Source organism: Propionibacterium freudenreichii subsp. freudenreichii, from assembly GCF_000940845.1.
GTDB lineage: Bacteria > Actinomycetota > Actinomycetes > Propionibacteriales > Propionibacteriaceae > Propionibacterium > Propionibacterium freudenreichii.
The window spans coordinates 1,978,995-2,001,816 of the sequence record NZ_CP010341.1; the positions used below are offsets into that span (position 1 = coordinate 1,978,995).

Annotated in this window: 18 protein-coding genes; 9 read left to right on the plus strand and 9 right to left on the minus strand. The window is 67.5% G+C overall.

Annotation, left to right across the window (positions count from 1 at the left end):
* Positions 1-100 precede the first annotated feature (100 nt).
* Complete coding sequence (locus RM25_RS08680; RefSeq protein ID WP_013161697.1) at positions 101-2,242, minus strand: potassium channel family protein; 2,142 nt, start codon at positions 2,240-2,242, stop codon at positions 101-103.
* A gap of 6 nt (positions 2,243-2,248) precedes the next feature.
* Positions 2,249-2,632, minus strand: coding sequence for a DUF6394 family protein (locus RM25_RS08685; protein ID WP_013161698.1), 384 nt, complete (start codon positions 2,630-2,632; stop codon positions 2,249-2,251).
* Positions 2,633-2,716: 84 nt separating this feature from the next.
* Here RM25_RS08685 and RM25_RS08690 point away from each other — a divergent pair, with 84 nt between their 5' ends.
* Positions 2,717-3,226 (plus strand): O-acetyl-ADP-ribose deacetylase, encoded by a 510-nt coding sequence (locus RM25_RS08690; protein WP_013161699.1) that lies wholly within the window; start codon positions 2,717-2,719, stop codon positions 3,224-3,226.
* Positions 3,227-3,250: 24 nt separating this feature from the next.
* Here the strand turns inward: RM25_RS08690 and RM25_RS08695 are convergent, their stop codons facing one another.
* Positions 3,251-4,261: a DedA family protein gene (locus RM25_RS08695; RefSeq protein WP_144406059.1), complete on the minus strand. Its 1,011-nt coding sequence runs from the start codon at positions 4,259-4,261 to the stop codon at positions 3,251-3,253.
* Positions 4,262-4,333: 72 nt separating this feature from the next.
* The gene (locus tag RM25_RS08700) at positions 4,334-5,608 is read right to left on the minus strand and encodes a M20 metallopeptidase family protein (protein WP_196485172.1); all 1,275 of its coding nucleotides are present in this window, start codon (positions 5,606-5,608) and stop codon (positions 4,334-4,336) included.
* Positions 5,609-5,762: 154 nt separating this feature from the next.
* Between RM25_RS08700 and RM25_RS08705 the strand changes: the two genes are divergently transcribed.
* The 4 genes from RM25_RS08705 (at position 5,763) to RM25_RS08720 (ending at position 11,469) form a co-directional block, all read left to right on the plus strand.
* Positions 5,763-7,175: an L-serine ammonia-lyase gene (locus tag RM25_RS08705; RefSeq protein WP_013161702.1), complete on the plus strand. Its 1,413-nt coding sequence runs from the start codon at positions 5,763-5,765 to the stop codon at positions 7,173-7,175.
* A 227-nt stretch (positions 7,176-7,402) separates the two neighbouring features.
* Positions 7,403-8,500 (plus strand): ABC transporter ATP-binding protein, encoded by a 1,098-nt coding sequence (locus tag RM25_RS08710; protein ID WP_013161703.1) that lies wholly within the window; start codon positions 7,403-7,405, stop codon positions 8,498-8,500.
* A gap of 285 nt (positions 8,501-8,785) precedes the next feature.
* Positions 8,786-9,973 carry a cystathionine gamma-synthase gene (gene metB, locus RM25_RS08715; protein WP_044636321.1) on the plus strand — a complete coding sequence of 396 codons (1,188 nt, stop codon included), beginning with the start codon at positions 8,786-8,788 and terminating at the stop codon, positions 9,971-9,973.
* A 113-nt stretch (positions 9,974-10,086) separates the two neighbouring features.
* Complete coding sequence (locus RM25_RS08720; RefSeq protein ID WP_013161705.1) at positions 10,087-11,469, plus strand: DUF4032 domain-containing protein; 1,383 nt, start codon at positions 10,087-10,089, stop codon at positions 11,467-11,469.
* Positions 11,470-11,525: 56 nt separating this feature from the next.
* Here the strand turns inward: RM25_RS08720 and RM25_RS08725 are convergent, their stop codons facing one another.
* From RM25_RS08725 to RM25_RS08745, 5 genes are all read right to left on the minus strand, one after another.
* Positions 11,526-11,927, minus strand: a complete 402-nt coding sequence (locus RM25_RS08725; protein WP_013161706.1) for a hypothetical protein — start codon at positions 11,925-11,927, stop codon at positions 11,526-11,528.
* A 241-nt stretch (positions 11,928-12,168) separates the two neighbouring features.
* Positions 12,169-12,825 (minus strand): LutC/YkgG family protein, encoded by a 657-nt coding sequence (locus tag RM25_RS08730; RefSeq protein WP_013161708.1) that lies wholly within the window; start codon positions 12,823-12,825, stop codon positions 12,169-12,171.
* Between the two features lie 5 nt (positions 12,826-12,830).
* Complete coding sequence (locus tag RM25_RS08735; protein WP_036942067.1) at positions 12,831-14,369, minus strand: lactate utilization protein B; 1,539 nt, start codon at positions 14,367-14,369, stop codon at positions 12,831-12,833.
* A complete protein-coding gene (locus RM25_RS08740) occupies positions 14,366-15,175 on the minus strand; it encodes a (Fe-S)-binding protein (RefSeq protein WP_013161710.1) in 810 nt (269 codons plus the stop codon). The genes RM25_RS08735 and RM25_RS08740 overlap by 4 nt, the downstream gene beginning before the upstream one ends.
* Positions 15,176-15,215: 40 nt before the next feature.
* The gene (locus RM25_RS08745) at positions 15,216-16,919 is read right to left on the minus strand and encodes an L-lactate permease (RefSeq protein ID WP_044636322.1); all 1,704 of its coding nucleotides are present in this window, start codon (positions 16,917-16,919) and stop codon (positions 15,216-15,218) included.
* A 435-nt stretch (positions 16,920-17,354) separates the two neighbouring features.
* Here RM25_RS08745 and RM25_RS08750 point away from each other — a divergent pair, with 435 nt between their 5' ends.
* The 4 genes from RM25_RS08750 to RM25_RS08765 all read left to right on the plus strand — a co-directional run bounded on the left by RM25_RS08750 (position 17,355) and on the right by RM25_RS08765 (position 22,593).
* The gene (locus tag RM25_RS08750) at positions 17,355-18,425 is read left to right on the plus strand and encodes a FadR/GntR family transcriptional regulator (protein ID WP_013161712.1); all 1,071 of its coding nucleotides are present in this window, start codon (positions 17,355-17,357) and stop codon (positions 18,423-18,425) included.
* Between the two features lie 126 nt (positions 18,426-18,551).
* Entirely contained in the window at positions 18,552-19,955 is a 1,404-nt protein-coding gene (gene cysS, locus RM25_RS08755) for a cysteine--tRNA ligase (RefSeq protein ID WP_013161713.1), read from the plus strand.
* Positions 19,955-20,878: a 23S rRNA (guanosine(2251)-2'-O)-methyltransferase RlmB gene (rlmB, locus tag RM25_RS08760; RefSeq protein WP_044636323.1), complete on the plus strand. Its 924-nt coding sequence runs from the start codon at positions 19,955-19,957 to the stop codon at positions 20,876-20,878. The genes cysS and rlmB overlap by 1 nt, the downstream gene beginning before the upstream one ends.
* Positions 20,879-21,090: 212 nt before the next feature.
* Positions 21,091-22,593: an amino acid permease gene (locus RM25_RS08765; RefSeq protein WP_080774531.1), complete on the plus strand. Its 1,503-nt coding sequence runs from the start codon at positions 21,091-21,093 to the stop codon at positions 22,591-22,593.
* Positions 22,594-22,822 lie beyond the last annotated feature (229 nt).

Consider the following 22,822-nt stretch of genomic DNA (forward strand, 5'->3'; position numbering starts at 1 on the left):
CCGGACTGCCGGGCCGCCCGGGCCTCGGACGGGCGCGCGGTCCGGGCCCAGGTCCCTGCGCAGGTCCGGGCCCAGATCCGTACGCAGATCCGTGCGCAGGTCAGTGGTGCTCGGACGCGGACGGCTCGGGACCGGTGCCCTTGTCGTCGCCGGTGGACGCCGTGCCATGCCCGGCGTCGGCCTCCGGCTGCCGTGCCGGATCATCCTTCGGGGGCGCGCCTGGAGTGTCCTGCGCGGGTGCGGCCGGGACACCGTTACCGGCGCTTGTCGGCCCGTCGCCACAGGGAACCGGTATCCCCTGCCCGGATCGCCCGCCCACGGCGTTGACGCGCCCGTCGGACCCGGACTGCGCTCCCCGGGCATCACGGCCCGGCCTGCCACCGGGCTTGCCCGACAGCGCCTTGGCAGCCTTCGCCTTGGCGGCCTTGGCGCGGGCCACGCGTTGCTTCGCCGCCAGGGCGCGGGCACCCTCCTGGGGAGGCACCGCATCATGGTCGTGCAGCTCCTCGGACTGGCGGCGTTGGCCGGTGATCCAGCGCCACACCACCCCGCCATTGCCCTCCTGCCCGGTCTGCACATAGCCCAGCGCATTCGCGTTCTGCAGCACCAGGGACACATTGCCGTGGCCCTGCGTCGAACCGGCGAACAGGATGCGGTCGTCGGGACGCAATTCCATCGTGAGTTCGGGACGTTCCATCGACTTGTTGCCGCGACGCACCATCAGCGCCGCCGCCTCGCTGCGCTGGGTGCGCTTGTCGGGATCGGTGAGCACATCGGCCAGGGTGACCCGGTGGCCGGAGGCCAGACGCTGCGACACGGCCGTGGCCTGTCCACGCCGGATGACGACGTCCCACAACTCCGGGATGCGCCCCCGGCCGAAGCGCGTGAGCCGATCAGACAGGACGGCGCATTCCTTCTCGCTGTACTGGTCGATGCGCTTGAGGTACTGCCCCAACAACGGGGTGGTGATGCGGGCCAGGAACTCCTGGGCGACGATATGGCTCGGGACCATGGACAGGTCGTCGAGGAAGGCGTCGAACAGGGGTGTGTTGGCGGTCTGGTTCTGCCGGGTGACGATGAAGATGCCGGGATTCAGCTCGCGGGCCGTCACCGCGATGGCCAGGTTCTTCGTGTCCGACGCATTGCCGGCCACGATGCCGTCGGCCGTCTTCACCCCCGCGGCGATGAGGCTCTCGGAATCGGTGCCGGTGCCGCGCACGTCGACGCCGCCCTGGTCGAAGTGGGCCTCGTCGATCACCGTCACCTCGATGCCGGTGGAGCGCAGCTCCTCGACCATGGCGTGGCCGAAACGCCCATAGCCGCACATGATCCAGTGCCCGCGGGGCGGTTGGCGCTGGTCGGGAACGGGCTCGCCGACCAGTCCGGTGAGGATCTCTCGCAGCCGGTAGCGCTCAGGGGCGATGATCGACGACGCCAGCTGCCGCGCAAAGCGCTCGAAGGGATTGATCACCAGGTCGCCACCGAAGACCCCCACATGCGTCTCGGTCTCCACATTGCGGATGCGGGCCAGCACCACCACCCGCGGGGCCAACAGGCGCGTGGTGACCGCGATCGCCTGGTTGGTGGAGTCGTCCTCGGTGAGCGCCAGCACCCCGCGACAATGCGGGGACACCAGGCCGGCATCGCGCATCACCGAGGGCTGGCTGGCGTCGGCCACGATGAGCGGCGGATCGGAGCGGAACTCCTCCAGGCGCATGCGCGCGAGGCGCTCCTCGTTGCGCTCCACCACCACGAAGCGCAGCCCGAGCCGATCGAGGCCATGGCACACCAGGGCCCCCGTCTCGCCGGCGCCCGCCACGATGTAGAAGGGCTCACGCAGCCCGTAGATGCGTCGGGTGAAGCGTGCCTGGCGCAGCGCATTCTGGAACGCCCGCTCCTGCACCAGGGCGAGGATGTTGACCAGCGAATATGACCAACCCACCACGGTCATGTAGATGGTCATGGTCATCCACATGCGTTGCGCCGCCGAATAGGGCTGCGGGATCTCGCCGAAGCCGATGGTGGCGCCGGTGTAGCTCACCACGTAGAAGGCGTTGAACAGGCCCATCGCCGGGGTGGGATTCCCTGCGTCGTCGACGCCGGGGATCAACCCCAGGCCGACCGTACAGATGGTGTAGATCACGATGAGCAGGATGAGCGGGAAGCGCATCCTGCGCATGATCAGGTAGAAGACGTCGGTGAGGCCACCGGGACGCTTCAACCGTGTGCTGCTGGCGGGCATGGGCGGCTAGCGACGAATCTGCACGATCTCGCTGATCATCAGGATCACCGAGACGAGGTTGGCCAGCAGGGCTCCACCCGACATCGACACGATCAGCGAGATGTGACCCGGCGTCATGGTGGTGGCCACGATCTGCGTGGCCCAGACCCAGATGACGGCGGCCACCACGAGCTGCAGGTCGGCCACCAGGCTGGTCGCCAGGTGCACGGCACCGAGCTGGGTGCGGTCGCCGAACTTCAGCACCGTGGTGATGAAGCTGACCACCAGCGCAGCCGCGAGCTCATAGCCGTTGTGCAGCGCTGGATCGTCGATGCGGCCATAGAAGAAACCCAGGTTCAGGGCAGCGGCAAGGGTGACGAAAAAGCCGAAGACGACCTTCTCCAGATTCATACTGCCTCCGTCGAAATCAATGATGACTCCTGTAGACGCTACCGCCCCGGCACTCGCGGCGCGGATCTGAAGCACACTGGGGGCATGGACATCGAGATCGTGCAGGGCGACATCACCCGGCTGCGGGTGGACGCCATCGTGAACGCCGCCAACTCATCGCTGCTGGGCGGGGGCGGCGTGGACGGGGCGATCCATCGCGCCGGCGGCCCGGCGATCCTGGCGGCCTGCCGCCAGTTGCGGGCGACGTCGCTGCCCGACGGACTGCCGGCGGGTCAGGCCGTGGCCACGACGGCCGGGAAGCTCCCGGCCACCTGGGTGATCCACACGGTGGGGCCGGTCTATTCGCGCACCGAGGACCGCTCGGCGCTGCTGGTGAGCTGCTACCGCCAGTGCCTGCGCGTGGCCGACGAGCTGGGCGTGCATTCGATCGCCTTCCCGACGATCTCCGCCGGCGTCTACGGCTGGCCGATGGACGATGCGACGCGCATCGCCGTGACCACACTGCGCCAGACGCGGACCTCGGTGGAACGGGCCCTGTTGGTGGCCTTCTCCGAGTCGGCCCGAGTTGCCTATGACAAGGCACTGCAGGGCTGAGGGTCGCGGCGCGCGGCCTGCGCCCTAGGCGTGCTCGTGCAGCGCCGTGCGGGCCTTCCGGGCCGAACCGATGATCGACCAGGCCACCACCAGCACCACCAACCCGATGGTCACATAGTTGGCGACCTTCGAATAGACGTTCAGCACGTCGGTGATGGGTGTGCCCACCACATAGCCGAGCACGCCGAACACGACGGTCCAGCAGGAACACACCACGACGTCGAGGACCACGAAGCGTCTCAGGCGCATGCCACTGGCACCTGCCAGCACGAACACGACGGCCATCAGCGGCAGCGGCACGGGCAGGTAGGCCAGCACGAAGGCGAGCCATCCGACCTTCCCGGCCCACTTCTCCAAGCGTTCGTAGCGGCGTCGCGCACGCTCCGACTTGCCGGCCCAGACCTCGATCATGCCGCGGCCCCACAGCTTGCCGGCCCACCAATAGATCCAGTCGAACTTGCAGCTCATGATCACCGCGGCGATCATCGGCCAGACCCATGAGATGGCGATGAGGTGACCGCCCAGGTCCCAGCTCACGGCGTAGTCGCCGGTGCGCACGACGGCACCCAGCATCGCGGTGCCGGTGCGGCTGCCGGTGAGTGCCACCAGCAGCGGGATGCGGTCGGGCGAGCCCATCAGCCAGGCGCGCAGCGGGAGCATGAGCATGCTGAACACGCCTAGGCCACCCAGCCAGGCCAGGCAGGCGATGTCGGAGCGCCCCGGCCTGTGCTTCCAGGGCATGGAATCGTCCTGCCACCATTCCGGCTCGTCCGACGTCGCGGACTGGTCGGCAACATGCGGTTGGCCGGAGCCGTTCGGTTGGTCAGGGCCGTGCGGTTGGCCGGGGCCATTCGGTTGGTCAGGGCCGTTCGGTTGGTCGGGGGCCATGGCGGTGACGGGCGCACCCTGTGCTTCTGCGGCCTCCGACTGCGGGGCACCGACGCGGGCGGGCAATGGCCCGGTTGCCCCGGCGTTCCCCGCGGGGCCCGATGCCTGCGGGGTATCGGCGGCGCGGTCCCTCTGCTCGTCACTCACCACTGCAGGTTACCCGGCATGCGCTCCCCCACCGTGCCCGTGGACAGCCCGCGCCGACGTCCCGTCGGGGACTCAGCCCTGATGGCCACCGGCCAGCCAGCGCAATGCATAGCTGGCGTGCAACTCGGCAGCGATGGGCAACGAGGCCTCGTTGATCGCAAAGGCATATGAGTGGTGCGGCTGCTCGAACTGGGGCGCTCCCCCACTGCCGACGCGGGCGTAGACGCCCGGCGCATGGTGCAGGAAGACGGCGAAGTCGTCGCCCATGGCCGCCTTGGGGGTATTGGTCTCGACCCGCTCGACACCCGGGATCTGCTGGGCGACCCGCGCCGCGAAGTGCGTGGCCCCGGGATCGTTGGACAACACATCGGCGAACACCTGCCGGCGCACCTCGGCGGTGGTCTGGTGGGCCGCGGCCACCGACACGGCGATGCGCTCGATGGAGGCGAGCACGTGCTCGCGCACCTGTTCGTCGAACGCCCGCACCGTGCCCTCGAGCCGCGCGGAGCTGGCGATGATGTTGTAGTTCTCCCCGGAGTTGAAGCGCCCGATGCCGACGACCACTTCGTCGAAGGGACTCAGCTCGCGCGCCACGATCTGCTGGATCTCGGTGACGATGCTTGCCCCGGCCACCAGTGCGTCATGGCTGAGCTGCGGGGTGGACACATGCCCACCGACGCCGGTGACGTCGATGGTGAACTGGTCGACGCTGGCCCACTGCGCGCCGGGCGTGGCGCTGACGACGCCGGTGGGCAGGCCGGAGAACAGGTGCAGCCCGAACACCTGGTCAAGGCCCTCCAGGGCGCCGGCCTCCTCGAAGATGCGGCCTCCGGCCCCGATCTCCTCGGCCTGTTGGAAGGCGAACTTGATGGTGCCGTCGAAGTCGGCACTGTGGCCGGCGAGCACGCGCGCCGCAGCCAGCAGGGCGGCGATGTGGCCATCATGTCCGCAGGCGTGGTTCACCTCGCTGGCGTTATTGGCCCACTCGGCTCCGCAGCCGTCACGCAGCGGCAGCGCGTCGATGTCGGCCCGCAACATGATGGTGGGGCCGGGGCCACGCCCCGGCAGGGTGGCGAGCAGGCCGGTCTCGCCCACCGGTTCCGCGGCGATGCCGAGCTCGTCGAGGCGCGCCTTGATGAAGGCCGCGGTGTTGAACTCATGCAGGCTCACCTCGGGGTGGGCGTGCAGGTGTCGCCGGTCGGCCACCATCTGGGGTGCCAGCGCGGAGATCTCGGCATGCAGCGCCTGCTCGTCGAAGGGCGCGGGCGCAGCGCCGGATGGATTGTGTTCGCGTGGATCAGGCGTCGACGCGTCGTCGCGGTGTGTCCCGGCCCGGCCAGAAGTCATGGTGGTCTCCTCGTCCCCAGTGTCCCACGGCCGGGCAGCTGCTCCCCGGCCACGACGGACCATCGCTCGTCCGAACAAGCGCCGGGCACGTCGCGGATGCGGCCATTCCGGCACGCATCTGGTGCGCCCGCCCCTCGGCGTGAACAATGGTCACATGGCAGTGAGCGTATTCGACATGTTCACCGTGGGCATCGGCCCCTCGAGCTCACACACGGTGGGTCCGATGCGGGCCGGGGTCGGCTTCCTCGAGAACCTGCAGGCCGACGGCCTGCTCGACCAGGTGCACCGGGTGCGCATCAAGCTGTTCGGCTCGCTGGGGGCCACCGGCCGTGGCCATGGCACCGACCGCGCCGTGCTCGCCGGACTGGCGGGGGAGCATCCCGACACCGTCGACCCGGAGCTACCGGCCCGGCTGATGGCACGTGCCGCGGCCGATCACACGCTGACGCTCGCGTCGACCAGCGAATCCGCAGCGCGCACCATCGTGTTCAACCCCATCACCGACCTGGTCATGGAGGGACGCCGCCGGCTGCGCTTCCACCCCAATGCCCTGTCGCTGACCGCCTATCGCGACGACGATGCCACCCAGGAACTGCACAACGAGGTCTGGTATTCGATCGGCGGCGGCTTCGTGGTGCGCGATGACGGCACCGGGGAGCCGCCGATGCCCCGCGACGAGACCCGGGTGCCCCATCCCTTCCGCAACGGCGCGGAACTGCTCAATATCTGCGCGGCCAGCGGCATGTCGATTCCGCAGGTGGTGCTGGCCAACGAGATGGCGCACGGCTACTCGAAGGACGAGGTGCGCGAGAAGCTGATGGGCCTGTGGACGGTGATGGACCAGTCGATCACCGACGGCTGTGGGGCCACCGGCGAGCTGCCCGGCGGGCTGGGCGTGCGCCGTAGGGCCCACAAGCTGCATTCCGACCTGATGAACCGCCGCCAGACCGGATATGACCCGCTGGCCGGCCTCGACTGGGTGTCGGCTTGGGCGATCGCGGTGAATGAGCAGAATGCCGTCGGCGGCAGGGTGGTGACCGCACCGACCAATGGTGCTGCCGGCATCGTGCCGGCCGTGCTCAAGCATGTGCTCACCTTCGCCAGCCCCGACGGGCTGCGTGACGACGAGCGGCTCGTCGCGAACTTCCTGCTCACCGCCGGGGCCATCGGCATGGTGTTCCAGCAGACCGCCTCGATCTCGGGGGCGGAGGTGGGCTGCCAGGGCGAGGTGGGGGTGGCCTGTTCGATGGCGGCCGCGAGCCTGGCACAGGTGGCGGGTGGCACTCCGCAGCAGGTGTGCAACGCCGCCGAGATCGGCATGGAGCACCACCTGGGACTGACCTGCGATCCGGTGCGTGGCCTGGTGCAGGTGCCCTGCATCGAACGCAACGCCGTGGGTGCCGTGACCGCCATCACCGCGGCCCGCCTGGCGTTGGCCGGCGACGGACGCCAGCTGGTGAGCCTCGATGAGGTGTGCGCCACGATGATGTCGACCGGTGCCGACATGAAGGACAAGTACAAGGAGACCTCGCGGGGCGGCCTGGCCGTCAACCTGGCGAACTGTTAGGCCCCCGTGCTGCCGGGTCCAACCTGCCGTAGCACTGCCAGGCACCGCATGCCGTGGGGTTGCTGGTCTCACGAGCAGGTTCGCCACCGCGTCGATGACAGAAATCCCGGAGCGTCCCCCAACGATGTGGGAGCTTGTGCCATCCTTGGGGACGGGAATCTTTCCCTGCCTTATCTACCAAGGATCGTCGGGCACGTACCTGCCCGTGGAAAGGAATGGCTGAATCAATGGCCACAGTGAGATACAAGGACGCCACGAGGGTCTACCCGGGCGCCGACCACGCAGCTGTCAATGATTTGAACCTCGAGATCGGGGATGGCGAGTTCATGGTGCTCGTCGGCCCGTCGGGCTGCGGCAAGTCAACCTCCCTGCGCATGCTGGCGGGGTTGGAGGAAGTCAATTCCGGTTCGGTGTGGATCGGTGACCGCGACGTCACCAACCTGCCCCCCAAGGACCGCGATATCGCCATGGTCTTCCAGAACTACGCCCTGTACCCGCACATGACCGTGGCGGAGAACATGGGCTTCGCCCTGAAGATGAAGGGCGTCGGCAAGGAGGAGCGCCAGAAGAGGGTGCTGGAGGCCGCCAAGCTGCTGGGCCTGGAGGAACTGCTCGGGCGCAAGCCCAAGAACCTGTCAGGTGGCCAGCGTCAGCGGGTTGCCATGGGACGCGCCATCGTGCGCGACCCGCAGGTGTTCCTCATGGACGAGCCGCTGTCGAACCTGGATGCGAAGCTGCGCGTGCAGACCCGCACCCAGATCGCCGCACTGCAGACCCGACTGGGCGTCACGACCGTCTATGTGACGCACGACCAGGTGGAAGCCATGACGATGGGCGACCGGGTGGCCGTGATGAATGAGGGCGTCCTGCAGCAGGTGGACCGCCCGCTGGCCCTCTACGACACCCCGAAGAACCTGTTCGTGGCCGGCTTCATCGGCTCCCCGGCGATGAACCTGATGCCGGGCACGATCGTCGCGGACGGCGTGCAGGTGACCGACCACGTGATTCCGGTGCCGCGCGAGGTTCTCGACAAGGCCAGCAGCAAGGACGTGGTGGTGGGTATCCGCCCCGAGTCCTTCGAGGTGTCGCCCTCGGGCGAGGGGATCGGCATGAAGATCAACGTGGTGGAGGAGACGGGCGCCGACTCGTACCTCTACGGAACGCTCCAGGACGATTCCGCCACGGCCAATCCCTCGGACGACCAGGAGGTGGTGGCCCGCGTGACCACCCGCACTCCCCCGGCCCGCGGAGAGATCGTGCGCCTGCATGTCGGACCGTCGAAGGTGCATGTCTTCGACAAGTCGACCACGGAGCGGATCTCCTGATCCGACGCAACCAACCCTGATCCGACGCAACCAACCCAGCGTGGCTGATCCAGCCCAACGCTGACTGACCAGAAGGGTCCGCCCCCACGTGGGGGCGGACCCTTCTGCCGTGCCGGGGCATGCCGCTCCCGACGCCCTGCTGCTGGCACCCTGCTCCTGGCACCCCGCTGCTGGCACCCTGCTTCTGGCGCCCTGCTTCTGGCACGGGGCAGCCGCCGACGCCCATGCGGCTAGGGTCATTTCATGGGCAGCTGCCCGCAGACCCGATCGGCCAGGAGGAAGCACATGAGCGACCAGTCCGGAAAGGACCCGTCCCCCGAACTCTCAGCACTCACCCGGGCGGTGCGTGCCGGGCTGGACACCGACACCCAGTTCGGATCGGTGGTGCCGGCGCTGTATCCCAGCACCAACTACCGCTTCCCCAGCATCGACGAGCGTCCGCCCTTCGACTACTCGCGCTCGGCCAATCCGACCCGGGCGATGTTGGCCAGGACCCTGGCGACCATGGAACACGGCGAGACCGCCACGGTCACCGGCTCCGGACTGGGCGCCATCACCGCGACCGTCGAGGCACTGACGGGCCCGCGGGGCCGCGTCGTGGCGCCCACCGACTGCTACGGCGGCACCTGGCGGTTGCTTGACCATCTGGCCACCAAGCAGCGCATCGACGTCGAGTTCGTCGACATGTGGGACCTCGACGAGGCCGCCCGTGCGCTGGCGACGCCGGCCGAGCTGGTGTTCGTGGAGACGCCGTCGAATCCGCTCATGCGCATCACCGACGTGGCCGCCGTGGCCCGGTTGGCGCACACGGCGGGCGCGACCGTGGTGGCCGACAACACCTTCTGCTCACCGTTGCTGCAGAATCCGCTCACCCTGGGCGCCGACGTGGTGGTGCATTCCACGACCAAGTTCATCAACGGCCACTCCGACGTGGTGGGCGGGGCCGTGATCTCCAAGACCGCCGAGACCGGTGAGCTGGTGGCCCACTGGGCCAATGCGCTGGGCCTCACCGGTGGCGCCTGGGATTCCTGGCTGACGCTGCGGGGGCTGCGCACGATCGACGCCCGCATGCGCGTGCACCAGGCCAATGCCGCCGCCGTGGTCGAACTGCTGAGCAACCACCCGGCCGTGCAGGCCGTGTACTACCCCGGCCTGGCCACGCATCCCGGGCACGACCTGGCCGCACGCCAGCAGTCCGGCTTCGGTTCCTTGCTGAGCTTCGAGCTGACCGGCGGCATCGACGCGGTGCGTCGCTTCACCGACGGGCTGCAAATCATCGACCTGGCCGAATCACTGGGCGGCACGGAGTCGCTGCTGGCCCATCCGGCCACCATGACCCATGCCGGCATGTCACCCGAGGCCCGAGCAGCCGCCGGCATCACCGACTCGCTGCTGCGGCTCAGCCTGGGCATTGAGCCGGTGGACGACCTGCTCAACGAGATCCGCTCGGCCCTCGACCGCGCCGTCGCCTGACCAACCTTCCCCACTCTGCGTGCCCCTCCCCGCCGGGGGTGGCCCGCAGGGAGGGGGCTGGCCCGTCGGGCGTCCGGGTGCCTGAACGCCCACAGGGGTGGCAGACTGGACGGGTGCCACGATTCCTGTCCGCCAAGCCTGATGCCAGGCTCATTCCGCTGCCGTGGAATGTGCCGCTGGCGAAGTGGCCCACCGAGCACCTCGTTGCCCTGCCACGCGGCATCTCGCGCCACGTCGTGCGCTTCATCACGGTGGGCGATGAGGTCTATGCGGCCAAGGAAGTGATCGAGCACCTGGCGATCCACGAGTACCGGCTGCTGCATGACCTCACCCGCCTGGGCACCCCGGCCGTCGAGGCGGTGGCGGTGGTGAGTGGGCGTCAGGACCTCGAGGGCAACCCGCTCGATTCAATACTGATCACCAAGCACCTTGAGTTCGCCCTGCCCTATCGCTCGCTGTTCACCCCGGGTGTGCGCCACGAGACGGTGATGCGCCTGCTCGACGCGATGGTGGTGTTGCTGGCGCGCCTGCACCTGCAGGGCTTCATGTGGGGAGATGTGTCCCTGTCGAACATCCTGTTCCGACGCGACGCAGGCTCATTTGCCGCGTACCTGGTGGACGCCGAGACCGGCGAACTGCATGACCGGCTCACCGACGGCCAGCGCGCCCACGACCTGGATATCGCCCGCACCAATGTGTTCGGCGACTTCTGTGACCTCCAGGCCGGCGGCATGCTCGACGAGTCCCTCGACCCGATGGTGCTGGTGGACACGATCGAATCCCGCTACCAGGAGCTGTGGAACGAGCTCACCGGGATGGAGGAGTTCTCCGGCTCGGAGCTGTACCGCATTGAGAGTCGCGTGCGCAGGCTGAATGCGCTGGGATTCGACGTGGCCGAACTCGATATCCGCACCAGCGCCGACGGACAGACCGTGACCCTGCAACCGAAGGTGGTCGACGCCGGGCACCATTCGCGCCGACTGTTGCGGCTCACCGGGCTGGACACCGAGGAGAACCAGGCCCGACGCCTGCTCAACGACCTGGACACCTTCCGGGCACGCACGAACCAACAGGACGTCGACGAGGCGGTGGTGGCCCACCAGTGGCTCACCGAGTTCTTCGAGCCCGTGGTCAATGCCGTGCCGCCGGAGCTGCAGGGCAAGCGCGACCCGGCGCAGATCTACCACGAGGTGCTGGACTACCGCTGGTACATGTCGGAGCGCGAGAAGCGCGAGGTGCCGCTGTCGGTGGCCACCCAGGGCTATATCCGCGACATCCTGCGCAACCTGCCCGATGAGGCGATGGTGCGTGATGCCATGGTGCAGGTGCAGGAGGGCGACAACCGCCAGCTGGCCAATCCCTATGATCCCTCGCTGGGCTACGCCGACGATGACGACCTGCCCCCGGTGCACGATCCCTGGGAGGACGCGGCCCAGGACGTCGACGTGTCACAGCTGAACCACTTCGACATCAACGAACTGCGCGCCCGGGGCTGACGCCCTGCTGAGGCCCTGCGCCGGGCAGCCGCGCACCGGTCGGTGCGGGCTCGTGCCTAGTCGGTGTCGTCGTCCTCATCGCGGTCGACCTCGCGGAAGACCACGGAGATGGCATTGATGTCGTCGGCACCGAGGCTGATCAGGCCGCCACGATCGGCGGCCCGCAGGGTGTACCCACCGGCCTGTTCCGAGGCTGCGTCCGGCTTGGGGGCAACCGGCTCCTCGGTGGGAACCTCCACGAAGAAGGGGTCGACCAGCTCATGCTCGGCACCCGCATCGAAGTCGATGCGGGTGCGTCCGCCCGTGCTCGTCGTGGCGTCATCACCGGACGCCTCGGGAGCCGCGGGGACCTTGTGCGTGCCCGGCACGACCGGACGCGGCACGGCGTCGCCCATCGCAGCCCTCACCTGATCGCCGATCAGATTGGCCTTGGGCCTGTGCTTGCGGATCTCTGCCATCGTGCGCACCTTTCGCTGGGACCGGCACCCAGCCTAGTGGGGAGCACCCATGAGGGGGCTGGGACGACGCCCGGTGGCAGCTGCGAGCGCCCCACCGGGCCCCGGCCCCGTCCGGGGAAGGGTGCGCGGAGGAGGAACAAAGCAAGGGCACAGACAAAACACACAAAAAGGCATGGAGAAAGGGTTGGGGCCACGACAAGATGTCGTGGCCCCAACCCCTGATGATTCAGCTCAGTGAGCCTCAGTCCTCAACAAGCACCACATAGAGCTTGCGGGGGCCGTGCACGCCGTCCACACGGGACAGCTCGATATCGGACGTTGCCGAACCGCCACTGATGAAGGTGAGCGGGTGACCGGCATGGACCGACGGCTTGAGCGCCTGGATCGACTCGGGGACATCCGAGACGACCTCGCTGGCCCGCACCACGCAGACGTGACGATCAGGCACCAGGCTCAGGGCGCGACGGCCCTGGTCCTCGGTGTGGTCGAGCACGATGGTGCCGGTGTCGGCGATGGCCGAGGCCGAAGCCGTGACCACTGCGTCGGTGCCGTCGAGTTCCTTGTTCGACAGCTGGGGCTCGTCATTGCTCACCGTGTAACCGGCAGCCTTGATGGCCTTCACCCAGGACTCGTCGAGGCCTGCGGGCACCACCACCGATTCCTCGGCGCCGGTGGCCTTCAGTCCTGCGACCACGGCCTCGGGGATTCCGGCTTCGCGGGTGCGCACAACCGTGGCCGAGTAGTCCTCGACCTTCTCCTGGAAGGTGCCCACGACGTCTTCCATCTCGATGCCGCCGCCATAGGTCCAGTTGACGGGCTGGTCCTTGACCGGGTCCTTCTCAGTGATGTCGATCGTGGCCCGACGAATGCGGGCGAGAATCTCTTGCTTCGCGTCCATTGCGATTACCTCTCGTCCTCAACGCGGTTCTGCTTCCACCAGTCGCGGAAGGTCTGGGTCGGAATCGGCTGCACATCGCGGTACTTGAGCCAGCGTTCGGCAACCGGCACCGGGATGGGCCCAAGGGGCTTGTTGCCGAGCACACGACCCGCGGCGCGGGTGGCGTACATGGTGGTCTCCCAATGCTTGTAGTCGCCAAGCACCCACTGGGCGGCCTTCATGATGCCCTGCTCACCGAGCACCTCCACGTCACCGTGACCGTGGTCGATCTTCTCGGCCTGTGCCACCTGGTTGCGCAGGTGGATGATCACGTCGACGAAGGAGATCTTCACCGGGCACACCTCGGAGCACGCATTGCACAGCGAGCATGCGTACGGCATGCCGCGGTCGACCGGATCGTCCAGGCCACGCAGCTGCGGGGTCAGGGAGATGCCGATGGGGCCGGGGTAGACCGAGCCGTAGGCGTGGCCGCCGGCGCGCTCGTAGACCGGGCAGACGTTGATGCACGAGGCACAACGGATGCAGCGCAGCACCTGGCGACCGATCGGGTCGGCAAGCACATTGGTGCGACCGTTGTCCATGAAGATGATGTGCTGTTCCTGCGGGCCATCATGGGGGGTGACGCCGCTCCACACGGAGTTGTACGGATTCATCCGCTCACCGGTGGCCGAACGGGGCAGCAGCTTCAGGAAGATCTCGAGATCGTCATAGGTCGGCAGGATCTTCTCGATGCCGACCAGCGAGATCAGGGTGTCGGGAAGGGTCAGGCACATGCGGCCATTGCCCTCGGACTCCACGATCACCATCGAGCCGGTGTCGGCCAGGATGAAGTTGGCACCGGAGACGGCAACCTTGGCGCGCAGGAACTTCTCACGCAGGTGCAGACGCGCGGCGTCGGCCAGGTCGGGAGGATTCGAGCTGACATCCTCGGGAGCCGGACGGCCGTAGTTCTTCATCTCGCGCAGGAAGATCTCGCGGACCTCCGCACGGTTGCGGTGGATCGCGGGCACCACGATGTGGCTGGGACGGTCGTGGCCGAGCTGGACGATCAGCTCCGCGAGGTCGGTCTCCCAGGCCGCGATGTTCTGCGACTCGAGGTACTCGTTGAGGTCGGTCTCCTGAGTGGTGATCGACTTGATCTTGACGACCTCATCGACGCCCTTGGACTTCGCGATGTCGCCGACGATCCGGTTGGCCTCGGCGGCGTCGCGGGCCCAGTGGACCTGCACGCCATGGGCGGTCAGGTTCTTCTCGGCCTGCTCCAGGTAGTAGTCGAGGTGCCGTCCCACGCGGTTCTTGATCTCGTAGGCGGCCTCACGCACGTCCTCCCAGTCCGGCGACTCAGCGACGCGGGTGGCGCGCTTGTTGCGGATGGTGGTCATCGCGTTGCGCATGTTCTTGCGCTGCACGGCAAGCTTCAGCTCACCCTTGACGGCCTTCGAGAACTTCGGCATGCCCAGGAAGGTGCCGGGGTGCTCGGGAGCCGGGGTCAGGCGTGCCACACCGTAGTTGCCCTCGGTGATTCGACGCAGTTCGGTGCTCATGACTCGTCCTCCTCCGTGTTGGCCAGGATCTCGGCAATGTGGATCGCCTTGACACCTGAGTTCTGGCGGGCCAGAACACCACCGATGTTCATGAGGCAGGAGTTGTCGCCCGCCACCACGTACTCGGCCCCGGTCTCACGCACATGACGGGCCTTGTCGTTGGCCATCGTCGCGCTCATGTCGGAGTTCTTGATGCAGAAGGTGCCGCCGAAACCGCAGCACTGCTCCTTGGCCGGCAGGTCGACCATCGTCATGCCGCGCACGTTCTTGAGCAGCTCGTAGGGACGATCACCCAGGTGCAGCAGGCGCAGGCCGTGGCAGCTGGGGTGATAGGTGACCAGGTGCGGGAAATAGGCGCCCACATCAGTGACACCCAGCACGTCGACCAGGAACTCGGTGATGTCGAAGCTGATCTTGCTGGTGTGCTCCGCATCGCGCTCAAGGCCCTTGTCGCCGGCGGCCCTGGCCAGCATCGGATGCTGGTCGCGGACGGCGGCGGTGCAGGAACCCGACGGGGACACGACGTAGTCGTAGTCGCCGAAGGCCTTCACATACGAGCGAACCATGCCCATCGACTCATCGAAGTAGCCGGTGTTGGTGGTGATCTGCGCGCAGCAGGTCTGTTCCTTCGGAAAGTGGACGCGGCAACCGAGCCGCTCCAGCAGCTTGGTGACTGCGACGCCGGTCTGCGGGAACATCACGTCGTTGATACACGTGACGAACACTGCGACGTCGAGTCCCGCGCCCGGGAGCCCCGGTGTCGCGGCCCGTCCGGTTATCCCGGACGAGTTGGTCGTGGTGGTCATTGCAAAACCTCCAAGGGGTTGTTTTCGGGAAGATTCAGATTCACTTGACCGACGCCGGCAGGATCCAACTCAGGATCGGCGTGGACATGAGGCCGGCCAGGATGCACATGAGGATGAGCAGGATGATCGAGTACTTGAACACCTTGCGCAGAATCGTGGACTCGCCACCGACCAGGCCGATTGCCGTGGCGGCGACCGTCAGCGACTGCGGCGAGATCATCTTGCCGACCACGCCACCGGCTGCGCCGGCGCCGACCAGCAGGTCCTTCATGCCATTGACGCCCAGGTGCGAACCGGCGCCCATCTGGTCACCGACACCGGACTGCAGGCCGGAGAACAGGATGTTGGCCGAGGTGTCAGAACCGGTGACATAGGTGCCGATCCAGCCCAGGATCGGGGCCAGGAACGGATAGACGGCACCAGCGCCGGCGATCCACAGGCCCAGGGCCAGCGTCTGGCCGGAGTCACCCATGACATAGGCCAGTGCGACGACCAGGCCGATCGTGGTCAGCGAGAACTTCATCTTCTTGAGGTTGACCCACAGTTCCTTGAACAGATCGGAGAACTTCACCCGGTAGATGATGCCCACCAGGATCGCGACGATGGCCAGCAGGAAGCCAGGCGTGGACATCCACTGCCAGGTGTAGGACTGGTGCGCCGACGGCGAGGAGCCATTGGCGGCCATCATCTGCGACAGGCCGGGCCATGCCATCTTGACGTCGCCCTTGAGCAGGAAGCTCTTGATCGGGCCCAGCGCGGCGAAGGCGAAGATCGCGATGACCAGCACGTAGGGAACCAGGGCCATCATGATGCGACCACCGGTGAGATCAGCGGAAGCGTCCTCGGTCTTCTCAATGGCGCCAGCCTCGAGGGTGGTGTCCATCGGGATGCCGATGCGCTCAGCAGCAGCGGCGCCGCCCTTGGGACTCCACACCTTCAGGAAGACCATGGCCAGGGCCACGGTGATGACGGCGGCGAAGATCTCGGTCAGGTTGTACAGGGCAGTACCGGCGACGATCCACTTGACGACGCCGAAGACGATGCCGACGAACAGACCGAAGGGCCAGCACTCCTTGATGCCCTTCTTGCCGTCCATGATCTGGAGCATGAGGAAGGGAACGACCAGGCAGAGGATGGCGCAGATGCGTGCGGTGACGGGGGCAATGTGCATCACGTCGAGGTTGGCCGTCTTGGCGGCCATCAGCACGGGCAGACCGACGGCACCGAAGGCCACGGGCACCGTATTGGCGACCAGAGCGGTGACGGCTGCGCGAAGCTTGCCGAAGCCGACCGCGATCAGCATGGCGGCGGCGATGGCCACGGGGGCGCCAAAGCCGGCGAGGGCCTCCAGCAGACCACCGAAGCAGAAGGCGATGAGGATGCCGAGCACGCGCGGATCGTCACTGATCATGAAGAACGTGCGGCGCAGGTCATCGAAGCGTCCGGAGATGACGGTGACCTGGTACATCCAGATGGCGGCCAGCAGGATCCAGCCGATGGGGAACAGGCCGTAGAGGAAACCCTGGACACTGGTGGAGAAGGCCATGCCGATCGGCATCTTGAACGCCGCGATGGCCACGACCAGTGCCAGGAACCACGACGCCAGTCCTGCCCAGTACGCCTTCCATCGCAGCGCGCCAAGGGTCACCAGCATGCAGGCAATGGGAATGAGCGCGACCAATGCCGACGCCCACTGATGCCCTAATGGGTTCGTGTTGGGTGTGAAGACTTGTAGCAGGACCACGGAGGACCCCCCGATCTGTGGTGAGAGAACTACTGCACCGAGATCTCGACTGTGAGACATCGGTTCATCTCTCGACACAATAGGTCCGACCAATTCGTCAGGTCAAGGCCGTTTGCCGCTTCTGACACAGAATGGCGACGCCAACGCGCAAACCGGTCTCGACCGCTGGTTGACGCCCCGTTCCGGGCGCGGAATTGGGGGGTGCGAAGTCTACCCTGTCAGACGCCCGCGGCCTCCAGCGGGTGGGGGTGATCGCGCTGCCGCCCGCGCTAACTCGTGCATCGGCCCGAGCGCTGCCGCGTGCATCGACCCGCTGTGGGCACGTCCTTGCACGAGCTCGGCGCGTCGTGCGACGGCGGTGAACATCGGTGCAGCATCGCGATCTCATCGGCCCAACAGTCGCCATCTTTTTTGAACATCGGTAACAATGGCTGCATGCAGGCATCCAGCGCGGGGGGCGTCACCACTCTCGAAGGCACAGAGCGATGCCAGGACTGCGCCATCATGCGCGCCCGCGGCATGTCGGGCTTCGACATCGCCCTGCACCACATCCAGTCCGAGATCCTGTCCGGCCACTATGTGGCGGGCATGCAGCTGCCCACCGAGCGCGAACTGGCCGCCAGCCTGGCCGTGGGACGTGGCGCGGTGCGCGAGGCACTGCGCGTGCTGCAGGCACAGGGCATCGTGGTCTCGGGAACCGGCCCGGGCAATGGCACCCGCATCCGCACCACGCCGGGCGACGCGCTGGGGCAGATGTTGCGCCTGCACCTGGCGCTGGAGAGCACCTCGGTGCCCGACCTGACCCAGACCCGCCTGGTGGTGGAACGCGCCGCCACCGAGATGGCCGCCCACCATGCCTCCGTGGGCGCGCTCAAGCGCGCGCGGGCGATCGTGGAACGCATGGAGCAGTGCCCCACCATCGACGAGTTCAATGACCTCGACACCGCCTTCCACATTGCCATCGTGGACGCGAGCGGCAACCACATGCTCACCATGATGTCGACCGCGATCCGCCAGACACTGGCCATCCCGATCCGCAGCGCGGAGGCGTCCCTGACGAACTGGGACGACTTCCGCGACGGCCTGGTGGCCCAGCACCGCGCGATCCTCGAGGCCGTGACCGACGGCGACGCCGAGCGCGCCGCCGAGCTCGCCGAGGGCCACATCCGCCATGCCTACGCCCAGTTGCTGCCCGACAAGCCGATCGCCGAGGCCACCGACGCGGTGGAATCCGCCGAGGCAGCGGTGGTGGCGCTACGACCCGGGGCCGCCATCCAGGACTCCGCCCACCACGGGCATTCCCATGGCCACTCCCCCGCGGCGCACACCGTGGTTGGCACGGATCCGGCCGATCCGGGTGCCGACGACGGCGCCGCACCGCGTCCGGCCGTGAAGGCACCGGCCAAGAAGGCCCGCGCAAAGGCGGTGGCCGCACGTCGCAGGCCCTCGCGCAGCCGGGGCGCCACCGATGTATCGGCGCAGCTGACCACGCCGAGCGCCGGCTGACGCCAGCCCCCGGGGAGCCGCCGGGGCCGTCCGTGGACCATGGCCCGGGCCGTACCGGGGCCATCCGTGGGCCGAGACGGTGTGCATGCCTCGAAGTGCAGGCACCGGCACGGTTAGACTGATCCCGTGTCATTTCACCTGTACGACGAATCCAGTGGCCAGGTCGTGCCCTTCGTTCCCCTGATCCCGGGGAAGGTCTCGATCTATCACTGTGGATTGACCGTGCAGAGCTCCCCGCATCTGGGGCACATGCGCAAGGAGGTCGTCTTCGACGTCCTGCGGCGCTGGTTCGACGCCAGCGGCTACCGGGTGCGCGTGGTGGCCAACATCACCGACATCAACGAGAAGATCTGGCAGAAGGCGGCCGAGGCCGGACTGGAATGGTTCGAGCTCGCCTACGCCGTGGAGCTCGAACTGCACCGCGCCTACGCGTCGCTGGGCTGCATCCCACCCAGCTACGAGCCCCGCGCCACCGGGCACATCACCGAGATGATCGAGCTGATCAACCGGCTGATCGAACGCGGACATGCCTATGCGGCCGACGATGGCTCGGGTGACGTCTACTTCGACGTGCGCAGCTGGCCCGAGTACGGCGAGCTGTCGCACCAGAAGATCGACGACATGGTGGCTGCCACCGACGCCGACCCGCGCGGCAAGCACGATCCGCGCGACTTCGCCCTGTGGAAGGGCTCCAAGCCCGACGAACCCGCCACCGCATCGTGGCCCAGCCCCTGGGGCAGGGGACGTCCCGGCTGGCACCTTGAGTGCTCGGCCATGAGCCTGAAGTACCTCGGCGAGGCCTTCGACATCCATGGTGGCGGCATCGACCTGCGCTTCCCCCACCACGAGAACGAACAGGCCCAGAGCCGCGCGGCCGGCTACGACTTCGCGCACTACTGGATGCACAACGCCTTCGTGACGATGGCCGGCGAGAAGATGAGCAAGTCATTGGGCAACGGGGCGACCGTTGCCGAGGTGACCAAGCACTATCCGGCCCGCGCGGTGCGCCTCTACCTGGCCCAACCCCACTACCGCTCGACCATCGAGTACTCCGACACCTCCCTGACCGAGGCGACCGCCCAGCTCGACCGCATCGATTCCTTCCTCAACCGGGCCCATGTGTCCGGCCAGGCGGCATTCGACACCGCCGACCTGCCCGATGCCTTCGTCGAGGCCATGGACAATGACCTCGGCACGCCCGCCGCCTTCGCGGTGCTCTACGACACCATCAAGGAAGGCAATCGCGCCTTCGACGCCAACGACCAGGGCGCGGCGACCAACTGCGTGGCGCAGGTGCGCGCCATGCTGCACGTGCTCGGGCTCGACCCCCATGAACCCCAGTGGGCCGATCAGGCCGGGGGCACCGACCTGGCCGTGACCGATGGATTGGTGAAACTGGTGCTCGATGAGCGACAGGCGGCCCGCGAACGCAAGGACTTCGCCGCCGCCGACCATATTCGTGACTCGCTGACCGAGCTGGGCATCCGACTCGAGGACGGCGCGAATGGCACGCGTTGGACGATCGCCTGATGGCCGGGCCGAAGAAGGGCACCGGCGGCAAGGGACGACGCAGGCTGACCGGTCGCGGACCCACGCCGAAGGCGGAGGACCGCACCTACCACAAGGCCTACCGCGCCAAGCAGGACCAGGGCCCGCGCAAGGGCACGCGTCCCTCACACGGGGCGAAGCCCTCGAGCACGGGGCGGGGTGCCGCACCCGACTGGGTGGTCGGCCGCAACCCGGTGCTGGAGGCACTGCAGGCGAACCTGCCGGTGCGACGCGCCTATGTCGCGGAGGGTTCCGAGCACGATGACCGGCTGCGCGAGATCTTCAAGTACGCCGCTGAGCACTCGCTGTCGCTGTTGCAGGTGCCGCGCCAGGAACTGGACAAGCTGACCGACGGCGCCGTGCACCAGGGCGTGGCACTGCAGCTTCCGCCCTATGAATATGCCGACATCGACGAGGTGGCCACCAAGGCCCTGGGTCGCGATGACAACCACGGGCTGTTGGTGGCCTGCGACGGCATCACCGACCCGCACAACCTGGGCGCGATCATCCGTTCGGCCGCGGCCTTCGGGGCCGACGGCGTGATCATCCCCGAGCGGCGCAGTGCGTCGCTGACGGCCAGCGCCTGGAAGGCGTCGGCCGGCGCGGCCGCTCGGCTGCGCGTGGCCAAGGTGACCAACCTCAACCGGGGGCTGGAACGGCTGGCGAAGGCCGGCTTCGTGGTCGCCGGCCTGGCCGGCGAGGCGGACACCGATATCGCCGGGATCCCGGGGGTCAATGGTCCCCTGGTGCTCGTGGTGGGCTCCGAGGGTGCCGGCCTGAGTCGCATGGTGCGGGAGCACTGCGATGTGCTCGTGTCGATTCCGATCACCAGCGAGGTGGAGAGCCTCAATGCCTCGGTGGCCACCGCCATCGCGCTGTACGAGGTGAGTCGGGCGCGCGGCTGAGGCCACGCGATTGCGTCGACGCGACGCCGGGCGATCCCCCGCTTATGCCGTGAGAAGACACCTCGCGGCGACCGTTCCACGATGACAGCAGAATTGCTGGTGGCGGTTGCATACTCGTCGTGGGATCCGCGGCATCCGCTCTGCCTGCCGGAAATCTTGCGGACATCGTCGTCCGTGGGCCCGGGTCCCGGTCATCGACGAAGGAGCCGACGATGAGCTCAGGTGAGCCCGATTCCACTGCGGTGGCACATGGCCAGAATGATCCTGCACCCACTGATCCCGCACCCACTGATCCCGCACATGGGGGCCATGCACACGTGGACAAGGCCGACGACGGCTACCACAAGGGGCTGAAGACCCGTCACATCCACATGATCGCCCTGGGTGGATCCATCGGCACCGGACTGTTCCTGGGCGCCGGCACCCGGCTGGCCAAGGGCGGCCCCTCCCTGGCGCTGTCCTATGCGATCTGCGGGGTCTTCGCGTTCATCATGGTGCGCGCGCTCGGCGAGCTGTCGGTGCGCCGTCCCTCATCGGGGGCCTTCGTGTCATACGCCCGCGAATTCATCGGCGAGAAGGGCGCCTACGCCACCGGCTGGCTGTTCTTCCTCAACTGGTCCACGGCCGTGATGGCCGACATCACCGCCGTCGCGCTGTACCTCCACTTCTGGGACTTCTCCGACCCGGTGCCGCAGTGGTTGCTGGCGCTCATCGCGCTGGCCCTGGTGTTCACGCTGAACATGTTCAGCGTGAAGTACTTCGGCGAGGCCGAGTTCTGGTTCGCCGCCATCAAGGTGGCGGCCATCGTGATCTTCATGCTGGTGGCCATCTGGGCCATCATCACCGGCCACGCGGTCGGGCCGGGACGGGCGGGCTTCGCGAACCTCACCGACAACGGCGGCTTCTTCCCGATGGGCCTCATGCCGATGATCTCCCTGTCGCTGGGCGTGATCTTCGCCTTCGGCGGCACCGAGATGGTCGGCGTCGCCGCCGGCGAGACGGCCGGCGCCGAGAAGGTGCTGCCCAAGGCGATCCACTCGATGATCCTGCGCATCTTCGTGTTCTACGTCGGCTCGGTGATCCTCATGACGCTGGTGCTGCCGTGGAGTGCCTATTCACAACATGAATCACCCTTCGTCACCTTCTTCGCGGCGATCGGCGTGCCGCACGCCGGCGACATCATGCAGGTGGTGGTGCTCACCGCGGCGCTGTCGTCGGTGAACGCCGGCCTGTATGCCACCGGCCGGGTGCTGCGGTCGATGGCGGTGGCCGGGGAGGCGCCCCGGTTCGCGGCCCGGATGAACAAGCACCATGTGCCCTATGGCGGCATCATGATCATTGCCGGGCTCGGCCTGATCGGCGTGCTCATCAACTATGTGTTCCCCTCGAATGCCTTCGAGATGGTCATGAACATGGCCGGTATCGGCATTGCCGGCACCTGGATCTCGATCCTCGTGTCGCACTGGATCTTCGTCCACAAGGCACGCAAGGGCGAGATGACCCGCCCGGAGTTCCGCCTGCGCGGCGCACCGGTGCTCAACGCGGTGACGATCATCTTCCTGGTCGGGGTGATCGTGGCCATGTGGTTCGATCCCACCGGAGGGCGTCCGACGCTGATGATCTTCGGGCTGGTGCTGATCGCCATGGTGGTCGGCTGGTTCATGGTGCGCAAGCGCATCAAGGGCGAACTGCTCGACTCGATCCTCGACACCTGAGACCCGATAGCACCCCAATCGCGGCATCGACCATCGGCGTCGCACACGGGGGCGGCCACGCCATCCCGAAGATCTTGCGGGCCACCGCGGGCCGGGGACCCCTGCCTGCGGCGAGCATGGGCCCACACACCAACATTTCGTGTCGCGAGGGCGATCACCATGATTTCTCCTGCGCCAACCCGATGATGCGCGTGAATGTGGGCCGGAGCATACTCATGTATGAGATTTT

Bases quoted from the DNA above. Each gene is read 5' to 3' on its own strand.
- RM25_RS08680 (WP_013161697.1), bottom strand. From the start codon at position 2,242: ATGCCCGCCAGCAGCACACGGTTGAAGCGTCCCGGTGGCCTCACCGAC.
- RM25_RS08685 (WP_013161698.1), bottom strand. From the start codon at position 2,632: ATGAATCTGGAGAAGGTCGTCTTCGGCTTTTTCGTCACCCTTGCCGCT.
- RM25_RS08690 (WP_013161699.1), top strand. From the start codon at position 2,717: ATGGACATCGAGATCGTGCAGGGCGACATCACCCGGCTGCGGGTGGAC.
- RM25_RS08700 (WP_196485172.1), bottom strand. From the start codon at position 5,608: ATGACTTCTGGCCGGGCCGGGACACACCGCGACGACGCGTCGACGCCT.
- RM25_RS08705 (WP_013161702.1), top strand. From the start codon at position 5,763: ATGGCAGTGAGCGTATTCGACATGTTCACCGTGGGCATCGGCCCCTCG.
- RM25_RS08710 (WP_013161703.1), top strand. From the start codon at position 7,403: ATGGCCACAGTGAGATACAAGGACGCCACGAGGGTCTACCCGGGCGCC.
- metB (WP_044636321.1), top strand. From the start codon at position 8,786: ATGAGCGACCAGTCCGGAAAGGACCCGTCCCCCGAACTCTCAGCACTC.
- RM25_RS08725 (WP_013161706.1), bottom strand. From the start codon at position 11,927: ATGGCAGAGATCCGCAAGCACAGGCCCAAGGCCAATCTGATCGGCGAT.
- RM25_RS08730 (WP_013161708.1), bottom strand. From the start codon at position 12,825: ATGGACGCGAAGCAAGAGATTCTCGCCCGCATTCGTCGGGCCACGATC.
- RM25_RS08735 (WP_036942067.1), bottom strand. From the start codon at position 14,369: ATGAGCACCGAACTGCGTCGAATCACCGAGGGCAACTACGGTGTGGCA.
- RM25_RS08740 (WP_013161710.1), bottom strand. From the start codon at position 15,175: ATGACCACCACGACCAACTCGTCCGGGATAACCGGACGGGCCGCGACA.
- RM25_RS08750 (WP_013161712.1), top strand. From the start codon at position 17,355: ATGCAGGCATCCAGCGCGGGGGGCGTCACCACTCTCGAAGGCACAGAG.
- rlmB (WP_044636323.1), top strand. From the start codon at position 19,955: ATGGCCGGGCCGAAGAAGGGCACCGGCGGCAAGGGACGACGCAGGCTG.
- RM25_RS08765 (WP_080774531.1), top strand. From the start codon at position 21,091: ATGAGCTCAGGTGAGCCCGATTCCACTGCGGTGGCACATGGCCAGAAT.